This window comes from Xylanibacter brevis ATCC 19188 (assembly GCF_000621725.1).
In the GTDB taxonomy this organism is placed as follows: domain Bacteria; phylum Bacteroidota; class Bacteroidia; order Bacteroidales; family Bacteroidaceae; genus Prevotella; species Prevotella brevis.
The window spans coordinates 1-16,033 of the sequence record NZ_JHXM01000003.1 but is presented as its reverse complement, the minus strand read 5'-3'; the positions used below and the strand labels follow the sequence as shown (position 1 = coordinate 16,033).

Genomic DNA, 16,033 nt, shown 5'->3' with positions numbered 1-16,033 from the left:
TTTTTCTATCTCTTTCCCTGCTTAGTATTTGGCAGGAACCTGAATACCCAGTTTCTCAAATCCCTCTCTCAGCACTTTAAAGAAGGCCTCGATGTCTGGCGTGTCTATCGTGCCCAGCGCACACAGGCGGAACGTGTTCGTGGTCGATATCTTACCAGGATAGATGGTGAAGCCATGGTCGTAGCAGTAGTCGTGCACACGCTCAAAGTCCCAGTTCTCGTCGTTAGGGTAGAGCACGCTGGCCACCAGTCCCGACTGTATGTTGCGGTCAATCACCTCCTTCAGTCCCATCTCTTCCAGTCCCTTGTGGATAGCCTCGATGACGCGGTGATGACGAGCAAACTTCTCTTTCTCGCCAACCTCAAAATATTCCTTCAGCGCCTGCATGGTGGCATAGATGGTCTGCACAGGTGGCGTGAAGTGCATCTCGCCCGTACGCTCGAAGAAGTCATACTGCAGATACAGGTTGCAGTAGTACGAACGCTTAGGATAGTCCTTGCTCTTGCGAATCTCAGCCTCGTTGCCGATGATGAACGACAGACCCGTCATAGCCATCAGTCCTTTCTGGGCCGACGCCATGCAGAAGTCCACGTTGTCTTCCACCATGTCGAAGGGTATCATGCCCAGCGACGAGGTCGTGTCAACCACGAAGATAGCTCCGTGCTGGTGAGCCATGGCACCAATCTCGCGGATGGGGTTCAGCACGCCGGTACCTGTCTCGTGGTGGGTGGTGTACACCAGTGCCACGTCAGGATTCTCGTCCAGTGCCTTCTTCACTGCGTCCAGGTCAGGGCGCTCAAACACGCTCGACTTCAGGTCGATGTGTGGCAGTCCGTAGTATTGGCAAATCTCTACCGCACGACTGCTGTAGGCGCCGTTGTTCACCACCAGCACCTTTTTGCCTTCAGGCAACAGAGAGTTCAGACAGATGTCTATGTTGATGGTACCTGATCCGCAGAACAGTACAGACGTAAACTTGTCGGCGGGTGCGTGTGCAATGCGCAGTAGGTCTGCACGCAGCTGCTTCATCATGCCGGCAAACTCCTTCTCTCGCGGACAGATGTCGGGCACCACCTGTGCCATCTTCACCGTATCAGTGGTGGTGGCGGGTCCTGGGTTCAGCAGGACATTTCTTTTGATATTCATAAGTATTGAATAATATGTTCTTCAGCAAACTTTAAATCGTCGATATCGTCAATCTCGTACCACTTCAGTCCTTCTTCGCACAGCACGAAGACCGGGCTGATGTGTTGCGACATGTACAGCAGTTGGTATTCGTAGCCCAGCTTAGGCAGCTCGTCCACCTTCTGTGCGTAGTCGGCACACATCTTCTTATAGAACGCACCGCTCAGCTTGTGGATACCTACCAGCTCGCCCTTGTAGTTCAGCTCGTCTTTGTTCACCGAGCAGTTGGTCAGCACCCCATGGTCGTTGCTCTCCACGTAGTACTGGTCCTGAAACTTCGTCACCGGTGTAATCAGCATCACGTCAGGGTGCTCACACGTCATCAGTGCCGTGATGGCCCGGCGTTCAAACACCAGGTCGCTCTCCAGCAGCAGGAAGTCCTCGTCGCCAATCATCTCACGACAGTTGTACAACGTGTACATGCTGTTCGTCTCGGCATAGCGAGGACTGAAGCAGCATTCAATCTGTGGATATTGCTTAGCCAGCTCTTCGTAGGCCTCGCGCAGATAGCCCGTGCCAATGATAATACGTTCTATGCCGCAGCTAATCAATGTCTCGATGCTTCGCACCACCATTGCCTTGCCGCCAGCTTCTATAAATCCCTTAGGCCGTTCCTCGGTCATAGTCCCAAATCTGGTTCCCATGCCCGCAGCCATAATTACAGCAGTCTTAATCATAATAAAAACTTCTCACCTCTCATCTTGCGCCAGAGGCGCACCCACCTCTCATCTCTCATCTCTCATCTCTCATCTTGCGCCAAAGGCGCACCCAGTTCCTCCATAAACGCCTCTTTGTTCTGGATAGGCGTCGTGGTGGGTCGTCCCAGGTCCTCGCGCGAGTCAATTTTTACGCGCAGCTCCAGCAACACCGGTCCCTCGGTGGTCTCCAGCTGTTGCAGTGCCGCAATCATCTCTTCGCGTGTTGTGGCCCTCATAGCCTGCTTATAGCCGCTGGCCTTTGCCATGGTCACCGCATCCAGCTCATAGCCGATGGTGGGTTGTCCGCCCACGCTCTCGTGAGCATCGTTGTTAAACAAGATGTGGAAGTAGTTGCGAGGGTTCATGCTAGCCACGATGCCCAGTGCACCGGTGTGCATGATGAAAGCCCCGTCGCCGTCGAAGCAGAACACGCGGCGGTTGGGCTTCTCCAGTGCAATGCCCAGCGCGATGCTGCTGCTGTGGCCCATCGAGCCCACGGTCAGGAAGTCGTGGCCGTGTCCCTGTTGCTTAGCCTCACGATATTCAAAGAGCTCGCGCGACAGCTTACCGGTGGTCGATACGATGACATCGCTGTCTTTCAGGTGATCTACCACCAGCTTCATGGCGTCTTCGCGGCTCAGTGGGTTATTGTTGCTGCGAGCGTTCTTCAGCTTGTAGCTGCCAAACGTGCCTTTGCGAATCACGATGGCCGTAGGAGCCTTGCGCTCCAGCGACAGCTCCACCTGTGCCTTTATCTGGCTGGCATCCTCCAGGATGATGTAAGGAATCTGCATGGCGTCGAGCAGTGCCAGTGTCACCTCGCCCTGCTTCACGTGCTGAGGCTCGTCGTGAACACCCGGTTCACCGCGCCATCCAATCATCAGCACCATAGGGATGCTGTACACCTTCTCGTCGGCCAGCGACAGCAGCGGGTTCACCGTGTTGCCCAGACCAGAGTTCTGCATATATACCAGTGCGGGTTTGCCGGTGGCCAGATAGTGTCCGGCAGCAATACCCACCGCATTACCCTCGTTGGCAGCGATGATGTGCTTCTCGCGTGGTGCTGTGTCTGTGATATAGGCACAAATGTTCTTCAGCAGCGAGTCGGGCACACCAGTAAACATGTCGATGCCGCTCGCAATCAGTGCCTCGTAGGCTTCTTTTACGTCTATCATTTTGTTCCGGGAATAAGTTCAAGAATCTGTTTGATGGGCATGCACAGGTCGTTGGCATCGCTCGAGCGATGGTTTTCCAGGATGCTCGATGCCACCTTGACCATGGCGGGGTAGGCTGCACGCAACATGTGGTTGGCATAGATCACCACCTTGATGCCCCACTCAGCCAGTTCCTCTTCGCGGAAGTGGTTGTAGGTGGTGGGCACAGCCACGATGGGCACGTAGGGGTGCAGCTCGTGGAAGCGGCGGCAGAACTCACGGATGTCGTCGCCCGTCTTCTCCTTCGAGTGAATCATGATACCGTCGGCACCGCCCTGTTCTACGTATGCGCAGCAGCGCTCAATGGCGTCGTCAACGCTCTTGCCGGCAATCAGGCTCTCGCAGCGGGCAATAATCATAAAGTCGTCGGTCACCTGTGCGTTCTTGCCGGCACGAATCTTCTCGCAGAAGTGCTCTATGGTGTCTTGTGTCTGTATGGCGTCGGTGCCGAAGAGCGAGTTCTTCTTCAGACCCACCTTGTCTTCGATAATCACTGCCGAGATACCGTTGCGCTCCAGTGTGCGCACGGTGAATACGAAGTGCTCCAGCTTGCCACCCGTGTCGCCGTCGTAGATGATGGGCTTTGTGGTACATTCCAGGATGTTGGTCAGGTCCTGCATACGGGTGGTCAGGTCCACAGCCTCGATGTCGGGCTTACCTTTCGATGTAGAGTCGGTCAGCGAGCTGCTCCACATACCGTCGAAGCGCTCTGTGTTCAGGCCGTTCTTCACCTCCAGGTTCTCGCAGATCAGTCCTGACAAACCGTCGTGCACCTCCAGGATGCGCACCACGTTCTTGGCCTCTATCAGTCGGCGCAGCGACTTCAGTCGGATGTCGGGTGTTGTGCCAATCTTTTTGATTTCCTTGTCGAGCGATGAAGACTCGATGCCTTTCGTATAGGGTATCTCGATCACTTCGCCGCCCCATTCCTTCATCACGTTGATGGCTTCTTCGCGCAGTTCCTTGTCGGCTCCCTGCTGCCAGTCATCGCCATGAATCATGTAGTCGGGCTTCAGCTTGCGCAGGTTCTCTGCATAGCTCCATTCGTCTTGTGGCACCACCTGGCTCACGCCTTTGATATTTTCCACCACGCTCTTACGCTGTTCGTAGGTGAGGTATGGCAGGCGCTTGTGCTGCGCAATGGCTTTGTCGGTGAACAGACCCACAATCAAGTCGCCGTGTTTTGCGCCCTCGTTGATGATGTTGATAAGTCCTGGGTGCATTATATCGGCAATCATGCCAAGGTAAATCTTCTTGCTCATATTGATGTTTAAAGTATTTTTATAGTGTTTATAGTTTGCAAAGGTAGTAAAAATATTCAAGAAATAGGCAGGCTTAGCGCTTTTTCTACGATTGGCGCCATGTCATAGTATCTGTATTCTGCCAGTCGCCCGCCGAAAATCACGTTTTCGCACTGCTGTGCCATAGTTCTATACTGCTCGGCCACGGCATTGTTGCGTGCGTCGTTGATGGGGTAGTAGGGCTCCATGCCTGGCTTCCATTCTGTGCTGTATTCGCGCGAGATCACGGTCTTGGGCACGCTGTACACGCGGTCGCCAAACAGTTCGAAGTGCTTATGTTCGATGATGCGTGTGTAGGGCACGCTGGCATCGGTGTAGTTCACCACGGCATTGCCCTGGTAGTTGGGCGTGTCCAGCGTTTGTTGTTCGAAGCTCACGGTGCGGTATTCCAGCGCTCCGAAGCGATAGTCGAAGAACTCGTCCAGCTATCCGGTGAACACAATCTGGCGGGCCTGTGCCTCCCAGTAGCTGCGCTCTTTGAAGAAATCCACGCCGGTGCGCGTCTCAATGCCTTCCAGCAGTCCGTCTATCAGTTTGTTGTAGCCGCCTATGGGGATGCCTTGATAGTCGTCGTTGAAGTAGTTGTTGTCGAACACCATCCTCACGGGCAGACGCTTGATGATAAAGGCGGGCAGCTCTGTGCATGGGCGCCCCCACTGTTTTTCGGTGTAGCCTTTTATCAGCCGTTCGTAGATGTCGCGGCCCACCAGCGATAGTGCCTGTTCTTCCAGGTTCTGCGGCTCGCCGTCCATGTGTGCCAGTGCTTCGTGGCGCTGCTGGTCGATGATGCGCTGTGCCTCGTCGGGTGTGCATACGCCCCACATCTGGTAGAAGGTGTTCATGTTGAACGGCAGGTTGTACAGTTTCCCTTGGTAGTTGGCCACGGGCGAGTTGGTGTAGCGGTTGAACGCCACGATGCTGTTCACGAACTGCCACACGGTTTTGTTCGACGTGTGGAAGATGTGGGCACCATACTTATGCACGTTGATGCCTTCCACCTCTTCGCAGTAGATGTTGCCGCCCAGGTGTGGCCTTTTGTCAATGACCAGACAGCGCTTGCCTGCTTGGTGCGCCTTGTATGCAAAGGTGGCACCAAAGAGACCCGAACCCACTATCAGATAGTCGTAGTACTTGTCTGCCATTTTTTTATCGGTGTTTTGTCATATTTTGCTGCAAAGTTACAAAATATTCATAATAATTTTCTAACTTTGCCGAAAATTTTAGCATCCCTATGGAAAAGAAACATTTTGAACTCCGCAAACTGTTGGAGGCTGTAGAGAAGGAGTTGCTCAAGAAACCCAATCACAAGACGTTAGACCGCCTGGCGCTGTTGGCTGGCTTTCAGGATTGGGACACCTTTCGCGATGCGCTTCATGGCGAGGCCGACGGAAAGAGCAACTATGGTGAATAAAAAAAGCATCGACTCCATGCGGGAATCGATGCTTTTATTCTTTTCGAAGGGGAATGTCTTAATCTTCCACTTTGATAGCAGAACGCTTCTCCTTGATACGGGCAGCCTTACCCGTGAGCTTGCGCAGGTAGTACAGCTTGGCGCGGCGAACCTTACCAACCTTGTTTACCTCGATGCTATCGATGTTGGGCGACTCAATGGGGAAGATACGCTCTACACCAATGGTACCTGACATCTTACGTACAGTGAAGCGCTTCTTGTCTCCGTGACCTGCAATCTTGATTACTACACCACGATAGAGCTGGATACGCTCCTTTGAACCCTCGATAATTTTGTAAGCGACAGTTACAGTGTCACCAGCCTTGAATGAAGGGAACTGCTTGCCGGTTGCAAATGCTTCTTCAGCAACTTTAATTAAATTCATTTTCTTTTTATAATTAAATGGTTGTTGTATCGTTCCAACGCAACATAACAGGCAACTCTCCTATCTTCCTGCCAGCGATTACGCGGAAAGCGGATGCAAAGGTACTGCTTTTTACCGACACACGATGCTGGAAAACAGGTATTTAACTCAACCTTTATGATTTTTTAACTAAAAGGCATAATCGCTCGGCTCTGCCGCATTCACCCGCTCGGCATCCCGAAGGGTGACGCTTGCAAGGCAAGAATGCGGAGCGACTGAAAGAACAAACGAACATACTTTTTTTGGTGCGAAACTCAAAAATGTATTAAATAATTTTGCGCTTTTAAATATATTGTGTACCTTTACCACCGAAATTTGATGGCAATTTACGATATTTAGGATATCGAAACTCTTACAGACAGGCTGGTTAACGGGGCCTGTAACCTACGAATAACTACTAATATATATAAAACTAACAAAACTATTATTGACTATGAGAAAACTACAATTACTAACCAAAATGCTACTCGTTTCAGTATTGCTGGGCATGAGTGGAAGTGTATGGGCGGATCCAATCGAAACGGTTGGTAACGCTGATTGCTCAACAACAGATCTCACCGATTCATCAACCCCAATTACACTGACTAATGGAAAGTTTATCCATTACACATTCAGTCAGAATAGAATAGACGGTGGTGCTTGGAACAATATGAATGGCTATCATTTGATAGTAAACGATGGAAACGAAGATATTATTGTAATGCGCCCTGACGCTTGGGAAAATAAAGCCGGAAAAGGAGATGGCTTTACAACGAGCTGGTCTGATTGGGATGCTTGGCGTGCTGACATGGACGGATCTACTGTTGATATGTACGTCAGCTTGAATGGCACTTCTTTTTCTATGACGGCAAATATCACTGGAAAAAGCTCGGCCACATACACATATAGCTATAACAAAACCTTAAGTAGTTCTCCAGCTTCTCTTGACATTCGTTTGTCTGTTCACTATGCTTACTTGCAGATTACAGCGGCAGATTTGTCGAATACGGTAACGTATGATTTTACTTCGTATTCAAACAGAACGCTTGAAAATTCAGGAACAAAGGCCTTTTCCGGTGCGTCTGTAAACGCTAACTATGCGTCTAATTTAGCAGAGGTGCATAATCGCTTTGCATTCCAGTTTGCTGGAACGTTCTCAATAGAGAACGATGGACTTTATGCTCAAAGAACAAATGGAGACCATGTGGGTATTGTCGGAATGCAAAAAGGTGATAAGGTGAAAATTAACTTCACACCAGGTGCTATAATGGTAAGAGGTGGAGTTCCTGATTATACTGGTATAACTACAGATTGGACAAATTATACCTCTGGAACACAGATAACGTTAGGTGCTAATACAAACTTTTTGTTCCAAGCTAAGACCTTGTGTAAAATATCCTCTATTATAATCGAGACGGTAAAAGCTGAAACCGTCACCGCTCCAAGTATTGATTCGGAAGCGGCTGGTGATGAACGCACTGTAACGATTACCGATGGTGTATCTAATCTGCTTAGTGGTGTTAAGACCTATTATACAATTGATGGCAGTATCCCAACCGCATCATCTACTCTTTACACAGGTCCATTTAATATTAGTGAGACTGCAACTGTCAAAGCAATTACCATCAGTAATTCGTCTGCTGCTACTCCATCAGCTGTCACCACTCAGTTGATTGATATGGATGTAATAGACGTACCAACTGCTGCAATTTCCGCTGTTGATGGCATTAATCGTACGGTCACGTTCAGTTGTACAACAGAAGGTGTTACATTATATTATTCAATCAAGGATGGCGAAGATTGGGGTGCCTATGTTGAAGGAAACTCTGTAGTGATCTCTGCTAATACAACATTGAAGGTTAAGGCAACCAAAAATACTAAGGAGGCTGTTTCTGACGAGCTGTCATTCCAGGCAGGCACAGCTATCAAACTGAATAATCCGTCTTATACCATTGGCGCATATAGCGCTGGGGCTTATACATTAACGCTCACATCTACGCAGACAGATAAGCTGCTGTCACCTACTGCCGTTATTAAATATACAGAAAACGATGGCGAAACTCAGACTATTAACAGTGGTGAGACGGTTAATGCATCTGTTGGCTCAACCTACAAGTTCTGGTCGTATGTAGAGGGGTATACAAACTCTGACGAAGTAACCGCCGTTCCTACCTATGTTGACGTTACTTCATATCGTCAAGATTGGTCTAATGACTTTAAAGCTTTGGCAGAAGGCATTATCGGATCTGGTTCAGACAATTATAACAAACAGGCCTCATTAACTCTGAGCGGAGAGAATTTGGTTGCTGGCTACTATAATATTACTAATGCTGGTTTCCATTCTAATTTTGGTGTAAATAATGTGGTATGGCAAGTCCGTTATTATGGAGCGACAAAAGAAAAAAATACGGGTCTTTGGCCATATAATGTAAATGGCTCGATGGTGATTACTGATTTGTCTGCTGGCGACGTGATCGTATTTACTGGTGATGCTGTTACTGCTGGAACTAATGTGTCAAAAGATGTGTTTACTTCTTCTGCAAACGGCAATTCTACATTTGTGGTGTCGGCAGATGGTAATGCAACCTTCACTCCTACAAAGAGCGGATATATTTATTCGGTGACAGTTTACACCAAGCGTCCAGAAAATGTCACTCCAACCATCAGTGCTGTTGGCTGGGCTACCTACTGCTCTGAATATGCTCTTGACTTTACTGGTGTTACTGCATTGACGGCTTACACCGCTTCGGTGGTTGGCACTACGGTGACGTTCAACAAGGTGTCGGGTAAGGTGCCTGCAAATACTGGTTTGCTGATTAGCGGCGAGACGGCTAGCGTGCCTGTTTGCGCCAGCGCCGATCCTGTGGCTAATATCATGGAGGGCGTCACTAAAGAAACCGTGAAGAGTGCTAACACCATCTTTGTACTGAAGAAGGGTGCCAGCGGACTGGGCTTCTATAAGAATGCGAACGACTTCACCCTTCGTGCCCACTCGGCATACATCCCCGCAACAAACATCCCAGCCACTGCCCGCGGATTCATCTCTCTGGACGACGAGGCAACTGGAATAAAGGGAAGCCTCACCCCAGCCCTCTCCGAAGGCGAAAGAGTCTTCTACAACCTGAACGGATGCAAGCTGCAGAGTGTTCCGACCAAGAAGGGCGTCTACCTCTTCAATGGCAAAAAGGTCGTGGTAAAGTGATAGAGTGATGATGAAAACAAAAACAAGAAAAACCCCTTCTGTAGGCTTGACGCTCTTAAAGAGCTCATGTGTCAAGCGGCAGGTCTCTGGCTATGAAAGCGAGCTTTCCAGCCATACCCCCGCCTCTTGTCACACCACTGACGTGGCTCAAGCCCGCAGAAGGAAAAACCCCGCTTCGCTAAAAAACCATTCTTTCCAGTACATAGCTGTTATAGGTGGTGTAGGCGCAGCCTGTTTTCTTGGTTTTTCCTTGATGAGAAAAGAGTCCCTGAAAGGGATAACGGTATTTGGTGGAAGGCTGCTGGGTGCTTGCACACAAGCAGAATGACGACAAATGGCGTTAATACGCTGACAAGAGTATCTTTCTCAGCAAGGGGTTTTCAAGGTTTTTGTTAAAACATAAGGAACAAAACAATAAAACATAGATATTATGAAAAAGAAATATATTGCGCCGGAAATGGCAATCACGGTGATTGAAACTCGACAGATGCTGGCATCATCGCTGCTCAACACCACTAGTACTCCTACACAGGACGACTTCACCAAGACAACTACCGAAACGGGAAATAACCTCTCTCGCCGCTACGACGTGTGGGAAGATTGGGAAGAGTAACGGGACCCCCTCCCGACCTCCCCACAACCCCCTCCCGACCTCCCCAAGGGGGAGGGGTTAATAAACCAAAAAAAAGAACCCAACCCCCTCCCAACCTCCCCGAGGGGAGGGGAGTGGATAGATTCATAATGAAGAAATAAGTAAATAAACATAACGCCCCACTAACCCCCTCCCCTTGGGAGGGTCGGGGTGGGGTTATGAGGGGAGGGGCAAACAAACTTGTACCGCCATTTGGTAGCGTGATTACCACCGCTTGGTAGCCTGACTACCACGCCTTGGTAGTGTGGCTACCGACGCTTGGTAGCCTCAGTACCAACGCTTGGTACGACCAGTACAAAACGTGGTACTCATTTTGGTACTGAGCAGATTGCTTTTTTTTCTTTTCATTTGTTTGCAAAATAAATAAATAATGTATATCTTTGCAGCGTTGATTGTGTAATTATTAAATCAACATAACAACATTTAGCAGAGTCGCCCCCCGTTTGTTGCGAAACAGACGTCTGCTCCGACTTTCAACTAAATTGCCATAGACTAACTAATTTATTATATTTATGAAAAAGACATTTTTACTAAAAACTTTGCTCCTGCTATGCACGTTCATAGTTGGGGGCTTGAGTAGTGTGGCGGATACTTATGAGCAATTGACTTCAATCGCCAACATTGATGAATCCGCTGAATATGTTTTGGGAATTGATGGAACGGGATTCCATTATGAAGGTACATCTTCTTGGGGTAAGACAGCGTTACCTTCTGCACAAACGCCAATCTATTATACCTTGAAGAAAGCTAATGATGGTAATTCATTCACCGCTGAAGCTACAATCGGAAGTACAAAATATTATTTGCAAGTTCCTACTTCTAATGCCTTTAGTATGGCAACTTCTACAGGAACAAATACAGATCTTATTATTGGTACTACGCAGGTTTCTGGGACAAATTATGCAGTTGCTAATAAAACGACAACAACACGACACCTTAGAATAAACGGAACAAGTGGACTGCGTTCTTATGCCAATACAACCGGTACCATGGCTTTTTTCTATAAAGTTGTAAAAGGGGTTAGTTTTACTCTTACTGGCGAGTCGAATAATACATCTTTAGGTACTGTTTCGGTCGAGAATAACGTGATTACTGCAACTCCAGCTGCTGGATGCCGTATAAGTACAGTAACACCTTATGAGGTGATTGCTGGTTCAGCAACAGTATCACAGTCTGGTAATAAATTTACTGTCACGGCAACAGAGAATTGTACGGTTCGAATTAACTTCGAGGAAATCCCAACGTATACAGTTACAATCATAGCTCCTACTGGTGGAACTCTTGTTGTTAAGAATGGAGATGATGTAGTTACTTCTGGGGATAAATTTATTGCAGGTACTGTTCTTTCCGTTACTGCTACTCCCTCTGATGACTATAATTTTGTGAATTGGAAAGCTGTAGATGCTTCAACTCATACTTATACAGCTGCCACTTCTTATACAATGACGGAACATGATGTTACGTTAAGTGCAACATTTGCTGCTAAAGTATATCATAATGCAATTTTCAAAAAGAATGGTGGCGAGACACATGCCACTGTACCTACCGAAGTAGGAAAGGCTATTGTATTTCCTGCTACGAATCCTGTAGCTGTTGATGGAAAAGTGTTCGTTGGTTGGGTAGCTGCTACTATTACCGGCACTACAGATGAAGCACCAACATTTGTTTCTTCCGCAACAATGGGTGATGAAGATGTTACTTATTATGCTTGTTATGCTGATGTGACTCCAGGAAGTTCGACAACAAAGACAGACGAATTGACGACTGCAACATTCGGTAATCCTTCATCTTATGGTAATTGGGTAAACAAAAAAGCAACCTCGGGATCTGATGCAGTATATGCTGGAAACACGACATCAAATGGTGGTGCTATTCAAATGCGTGATAACACAAATAGTGGTATCGTGACTACCACGTCTGGTGGTTTTGCTAAGAAAGTTACTGTAACATGGAAAAGTACTACTGCAAGTGGCAGAACTTTAAATATTTATGGTAAGAATAGTGCTTATACGGCTTCATCTGATTTGTATGATAATAACAAAAAGGGTACATTGCTAGGTACTATTGTTTACGGAACTAGTACTGAGGCTAATATTGTTGGAGATTATGCGTATATAGGAATGGCTTCTAATAGTGGCGCTATGTATCTTGATGAGATAGATGTTGATTGGGTAACAGGTACTCCTGATACATATTCAGACTACTGCACCACTGTCGCAGCTGACACTCGCGAGGCAGTTAATATCACTTCTTTCACAGCAACTGAAACAACTCTGATTAAGGGCAACACGACAAATACAACCGTTGCCAACGACCAGGCTGGTTGGACTGCTGCTTATACCTATGCTTCTGATAATACCGATGTTGCTACCGTAGCTGCTGATGGCGTGATTACTGCTGTTGGCAAGGGTACTGCAAATATCACAGCAACATTGAATGTGGATAAAGACGATGTTAACTATAAGAAGGGTACAACTTTCAGTAAGAGCATTGAGATTACTGTGAACAATCCTTCTCATACAGTAGCTTTCTATGATAATGGTACAAAGATTAGTGAAGAAAGTGTAGAGGAAGAGGCTGCTATAGTATTCCCAACTAATCCTACACCTGCTGTAGGTGGATTTGTGTTCGAGGGATGGGCAACTGCTGCCATTGATGGAACTGCAGCTGTTAAGCCTGCAACAGTAACTGAGGCTAATATGGGTGATGCTGATATCAATTACTATGCTGTATATGTTGAGAAAAGAATACTAACTGCAGTATTCAATGCTAGTGATATTACCAAGACACCAGCAGTAACAAATGAGAGTTTGACATGGAAGGATACTGCTACAGATATAACTCTTAAATTGTCTGCAGGTCAGCATTATACTAGTAAAACACCAAATACATGGACTGTAACAGATGGCACATCCAATTATTTCGAAATTTCAACCACTGGTGTTTTGACAAGTGTTGTTGCTACAATTTCAGAGTCAAAATATAAAATTAATTCTGTTTCTGCAGGAACTCTCACAACAAATGGAACTACTCAAACCATAAATTCATTTAATAATGCTTCTTCAGTGAGATGTTATGCTACATCTGGTAATCAGATTCGTGCCACTGAGATTGTCGTAAATGCAGAATCTAAGCCTAATGGTTATGTGACAACACTTCCAACTGATGTTACAGTTTCTATCTCTGCTGCAGGTTGGGCAACATACTGTTCTAACTATCCTCTCGACTTCACAGGTATTACAGCCCTGACTGCTTACACCGCTACGGTGGATGGCACTACGGTGAAGTTTAATGAGGTGACGGGTAAGGTGCCTGCAAATACTGGTTTGCTGGTAAGCGGCGAGACGGCCAGCGTGCCTGTCTGCGCTAGCGCCGAGCCTGTGGCTAATATCATGGAGGGCGTCACTACCGAGACCGTGAAAGATGCCGGCACTATCTTCGTGCTGAAGAAGGGCACCAACGGACTGGGCTTCTATAAGAATGCTAACCCCTTCACCCTTCGTGCTAACTCGGCATACATTCCCGCAACAAACATCCCAAGCGGAACCTATGCCCGCGGCTTCATCTCTCTGGACGACGAGGCTACCGCTGTTGAAAAATTGAAGAATTCAAGAATTGAAGAATTGAATGGCAACTGGTATGACCTCAGCGGTCGCCGCGTGGCTAAGCCAACAAAGGGCGTGTATATCCTGAATGGAAAGAAAGTGATTAAATAAAAAGAAAACGACCCGACCCCCTCCCAACCTCCCCAAGGGGGAGGGGATAATAAACCAAAGCCCCAATTTTTCACCCTCCCCTTGGGAGGGACGGGGTGGGGTTATTGGAGGGATGGGGTGGGGTCAAAATATTTAGATATTATGAAAAAGAAATATATTGCGCCAGAGATGGCCATCACTAAGATAGCGACCCAGCATCTGCTGACTAGTTCTCTACTCGACACAAAAGGAGTTGCTCCTGAACAAACCGACTTCACGGAAATAACAGAGGACACCGGCAACAACCTCTCCCGCCGCTACGACGTGTGGGAAGAAGAGGAATAACCCCCTCCTAACCTCCCCAAGGGGGAGGGATTGTAAACCCATCAACAAATAATAAGCCTCCCCGAGGGGAGGAAATATAGCAATCGTGCCGCTATTCATTGCGAATGGCGGCACGTTCTGTATTACTCCCTCCCCTTGGGAGGGACGGGGTGGGGTCATTCCCCTCCCCCTTGGGGAGGCCAGGAGGGGCCTTTTTTTCTCAACAATAGCGCTGCTATTCTTATTGTTTCTTGTCGCAATACTTATTGTTTTGCGAGCCAATAGTGGCAGTTTTGACTTGCAAAAGTATAGGTTTTGGTGTCATTCTAGAGTCTAGAAAGCACGATTCTAGAGTCTAGAATGCATCATTCTAGAGTCTAGATCACATCATTCTAGAGTCTAGAATTGAGCATTCTAGGGGCTAGGTGCGATTCAAGAGCGTAGGTGTTGGATTATTAAACATTGACTATTGACCATTAACCATATAGGTTTTGCGAGACGAAACTAGTGGTTCTAGCCCTTGTTTCTTTACAAAAACCAAATAAAACCCCTTTCTGAGCCAGAAGCCTTTGTCGAGGCTTTATCGGTGTTGGAGGAAAACATACAAAAACCAAATAAAACCCCTTTTTGAGCCAGAAGCCTCTGTCTAGGCTTTATCGGTGTTGGAGGAAAACTTGCTCGTGAACAAGTTCACGGCCCGTTTTCCACCACCACCGTTACCCCATTCTGGGGCTGCCTGGCTCAAAAAGGAAAAACCTCGGACCTTCGGTCCTAAAAAACCAGAATACTTCATAAGCTCCTAACCCCCTCCCAACCTCCTCCCGACCCCCTCCCAACCCCCTCCCAACCTCCCCAAGGGGGAGGGGGGAGACCCACCCCCAGCCCCTCCCTGCAGGGAGGGGAGTGGATAGATTCATAATGAAGAAATAAGTTAAGAAACCAAAATGACCCTTTTACCCCCTCCCCTTGGGAGGGATGGGGTGGGGTTACAAATTCGGCGCACCCACACGAAGTGAGTACGCCGACAAGGTTATCCTAAACTACCTTAAAAAACTTATAATCATGAATAACGTTCTTACTTTGCGCCACCCTGGCGGTGGGACGCTACCATTCCAACTGTCGTGAGTCCGCCTCACTCTGCGATTTCTCGCTGTCCTGCAGCTGTAGGGTGCTGCCGGTGACGTGTACGGTGAGCGTGGCTACGGCGTAGTCGTGCTCCAGCCAGCAGTATCTCACTGGCATCTTGGTGCAGTTCACCACGATGGTGGCAGTACCGGTGTCGATACCTTTCACCACACCGTTCTGATCGACGGTAGCCACGTTTTCGTTGCTACTGCTATACACGATGCCCTCTTTGATGGCATGTTTGGGGAAGTACGACAGTTCTATCTGCACGGTCTCCTGAGCCTTCAGGTTCACCTCGCCATTCTGGATACCCTCGCCGCTGATGAACAGCTGTGCGGGATAGATATCTTGTTTGTCGCAGCTTGTGGCAACAGCCAGTATCAGCATAGCCATCGCAAATATCGAAAATAATTTTTTCATAATATCTATGTTTTATTGTTTTGTTCCTTATGTTTTAACAAAAACCTTGAAAACCCCTCTGCTGATGTTTTAGCTCTTCGAGCCCCGTGCTGCTGTCATGGCTTTGTGCCTGTGAGCAAGCTCCCGCACAAGCCCTGACAACATCACTCGTTGCTGCGCAACTAAAAACATCCTCAGAGGAAAAACCGAGAAAACCGGCTGCGCCTACACCACCTATAACAGCTACGTACTGGAAAGAATGGTTTTTTAGCGAAGCGGGGTTTTTCCACTCGTGATGACCAAGTTTGGGAACCAAACCGTGGTGGGCTTCCACGTTGTGCGAGAGCTCGCTCTCAGGCACAAACGCGGAAGGACAACACGTAAG

The 16,033-nt window shown here is 47.9% G+C and carries 13 protein-coding genes and 1 pseudogene; 6 read left to right on the top strand and 8 right to left on the bottom strand.

Annotated features, from left to right (window positions below; translation table 11 throughout):
* Positions 1 to 21: 21 nt before the first annotated feature.
* The 5 genes and pseudogenes from T433_RS0102035 to glf form a co-directional block, all read right to left on the bottom strand.
* Positions 22 to 1,146 (bottom strand): 2-aminoethylphosphonate aminotransferase, encoded by a 1,125-nt coding sequence (locus T433_RS0102035; protein WP_027454654.1) that lies wholly within the window; start codon positions 1,144 to 1,146, stop codon positions 22 to 24.
* A complete protein-coding gene (locus T433_RS0102030) occupies positions 1,143 to 1,862 on the bottom strand; it encodes a phosphocholine cytidylyltransferase family protein (RefSeq protein ID WP_027454653.1) in 720 nt (239 codons plus the stop codon). The genes T433_RS0102035 and T433_RS0102030 overlap by 4 nt, the downstream gene beginning before the upstream one ends.
* Positions 1,863 to 1,924: 62 nt before the next feature.
* Positions 1,925 to 3,058: a phosphonopyruvate decarboxylase gene (aepY, locus tag T433_RS0102025; RefSeq protein WP_027454652.1), complete on the bottom strand. Its 1,134-nt coding sequence runs from the start codon at positions 3,056 to 3,058 to the stop codon at positions 1,925 to 1,927.
* Positions 3,055 to 4,359, bottom strand: a complete 1,305-nt coding sequence (aepX, locus tag T433_RS0102020) for a phosphoenolpyruvate mutase (protein WP_027450563.1) — start codon at positions 4,357 to 4,359, stop codon at positions 3,055 to 3,057. Before aepX ends, aepY begins: the two co-directional genes overlap by 4 nt.
* A gap of 56 nt (positions 4,360 to 4,415) precedes the next feature.
* Positions 4,416 to 5,540, bottom strand: a pseudogene (gene glf, locus T433_RS14375) (UDP-galactopyranose mutase).
* Positions 5,541 to 5,629: 89 nt separating this feature from the next.
* Here glf and T433_RS14370 point away from each other — a divergent pair.
* A complete protein-coding gene (locus T433_RS14370) occupies positions 5,630 to 5,809 on the top strand; it encodes a hypothetical protein (protein WP_044109081.1) in 180 nt (59 codons plus the stop codon).
* 58 nt (positions 5,810 to 5,867) lie between these two features.
* On the opposite strand, the gene rplS is transcribed toward T433_RS14370, so the two are convergent.
* Positions 5,868 to 6,233 carry a 50S ribosomal protein L19 gene (gene rplS / locus T433_RS0102005; RefSeq protein ID WP_027450565.1) on the bottom strand — a complete coding sequence of 122 codons (366 nt, stop codon included), beginning with the start codon at positions 6,231 to 6,233 and terminating at the stop codon, positions 5,868 to 5,870.
* A gap of 1,402 nt (positions 6,234 to 7,635) precedes the next feature.
* On the opposite strand from rplS, the gene T433_RS0102000 reads away from it, so the two are divergent.
* The 5 genes from T433_RS0102000 (at position 7,636) to T433_RS0101980 (ending at position 14,145) form a co-directional block, all read left to right on the top strand.
* Positions 7,636 to 9,453 (top strand): chitobiase/beta-hexosaminidase C-terminal domain-containing protein, encoded by a 1,818-nt coding sequence (locus T433_RS0102000; protein ID WP_162164156.1) that lies wholly within the window; start codon positions 7,636 to 7,638, stop codon positions 9,451 to 9,453.
* Positions 9,454 to 9,460: 7 nt separating this feature from the next.
* On the top strand, positions 9,461 to 9,781 hold the full coding sequence (locus T433_RS16375) for a hypothetical protein (RefSeq protein ID WP_155808281.1): 321 nt from the start codon (positions 9,461 to 9,463) through the stop codon (positions 9,779 to 9,781).
* Between the two features lie 102 nt (positions 9,782 to 9,883).
* Complete coding sequence (locus tag T433_RS16370) at positions 9,884 to 10,066, top strand: hypothetical protein (RefSeq protein ID WP_155808279.1); 183 nt, start codon at positions 9,884 to 9,886, stop codon at positions 10,064 to 10,066.
* Positions 10,067 to 10,617: 551 nt separating this feature from the next.
* Complete coding sequence (locus tag T433_RS0101985; RefSeq protein WP_081778315.1) at positions 10,618 to 13,821, top strand: Ig-like domain-containing protein; 3,204 nt, start codon at positions 10,618 to 10,620, stop codon at positions 13,819 to 13,821.
* A gap of 141 nt (positions 13,822 to 13,962) precedes the next feature.
* Complete coding sequence (locus tag T433_RS0101980) at positions 13,963 to 14,145, top strand: hypothetical protein (protein ID WP_155808277.1); 183 nt, start codon at positions 13,963 to 13,965, stop codon at positions 14,143 to 14,145.
* A gap of 1,083 nt (positions 14,146 to 15,228) precedes the next feature.
* On the opposite strand, the gene T433_RS0101970 is transcribed toward T433_RS0101980, so the two are convergent.
* Together T433_RS0101970 and T433_RS16715 are read right to left on the bottom strand one after the other, a co-directional pair.
* Complete coding sequence (locus T433_RS0101970; RefSeq protein WP_081778314.1) at positions 15,229 to 15,669, bottom strand: Ig-like domain-containing protein; 441 nt, start codon at positions 15,667 to 15,669, stop codon at positions 15,229 to 15,231.
* Between the two features lie 34 nt (positions 15,670 to 15,703).
* Positions 15,704 to 16,033: hypothetical protein (locus T433_RS16715; RefSeq protein ID WP_044109080.1), on the bottom strand; the 330-nt coding region annotated here is incomplete at its 5' end.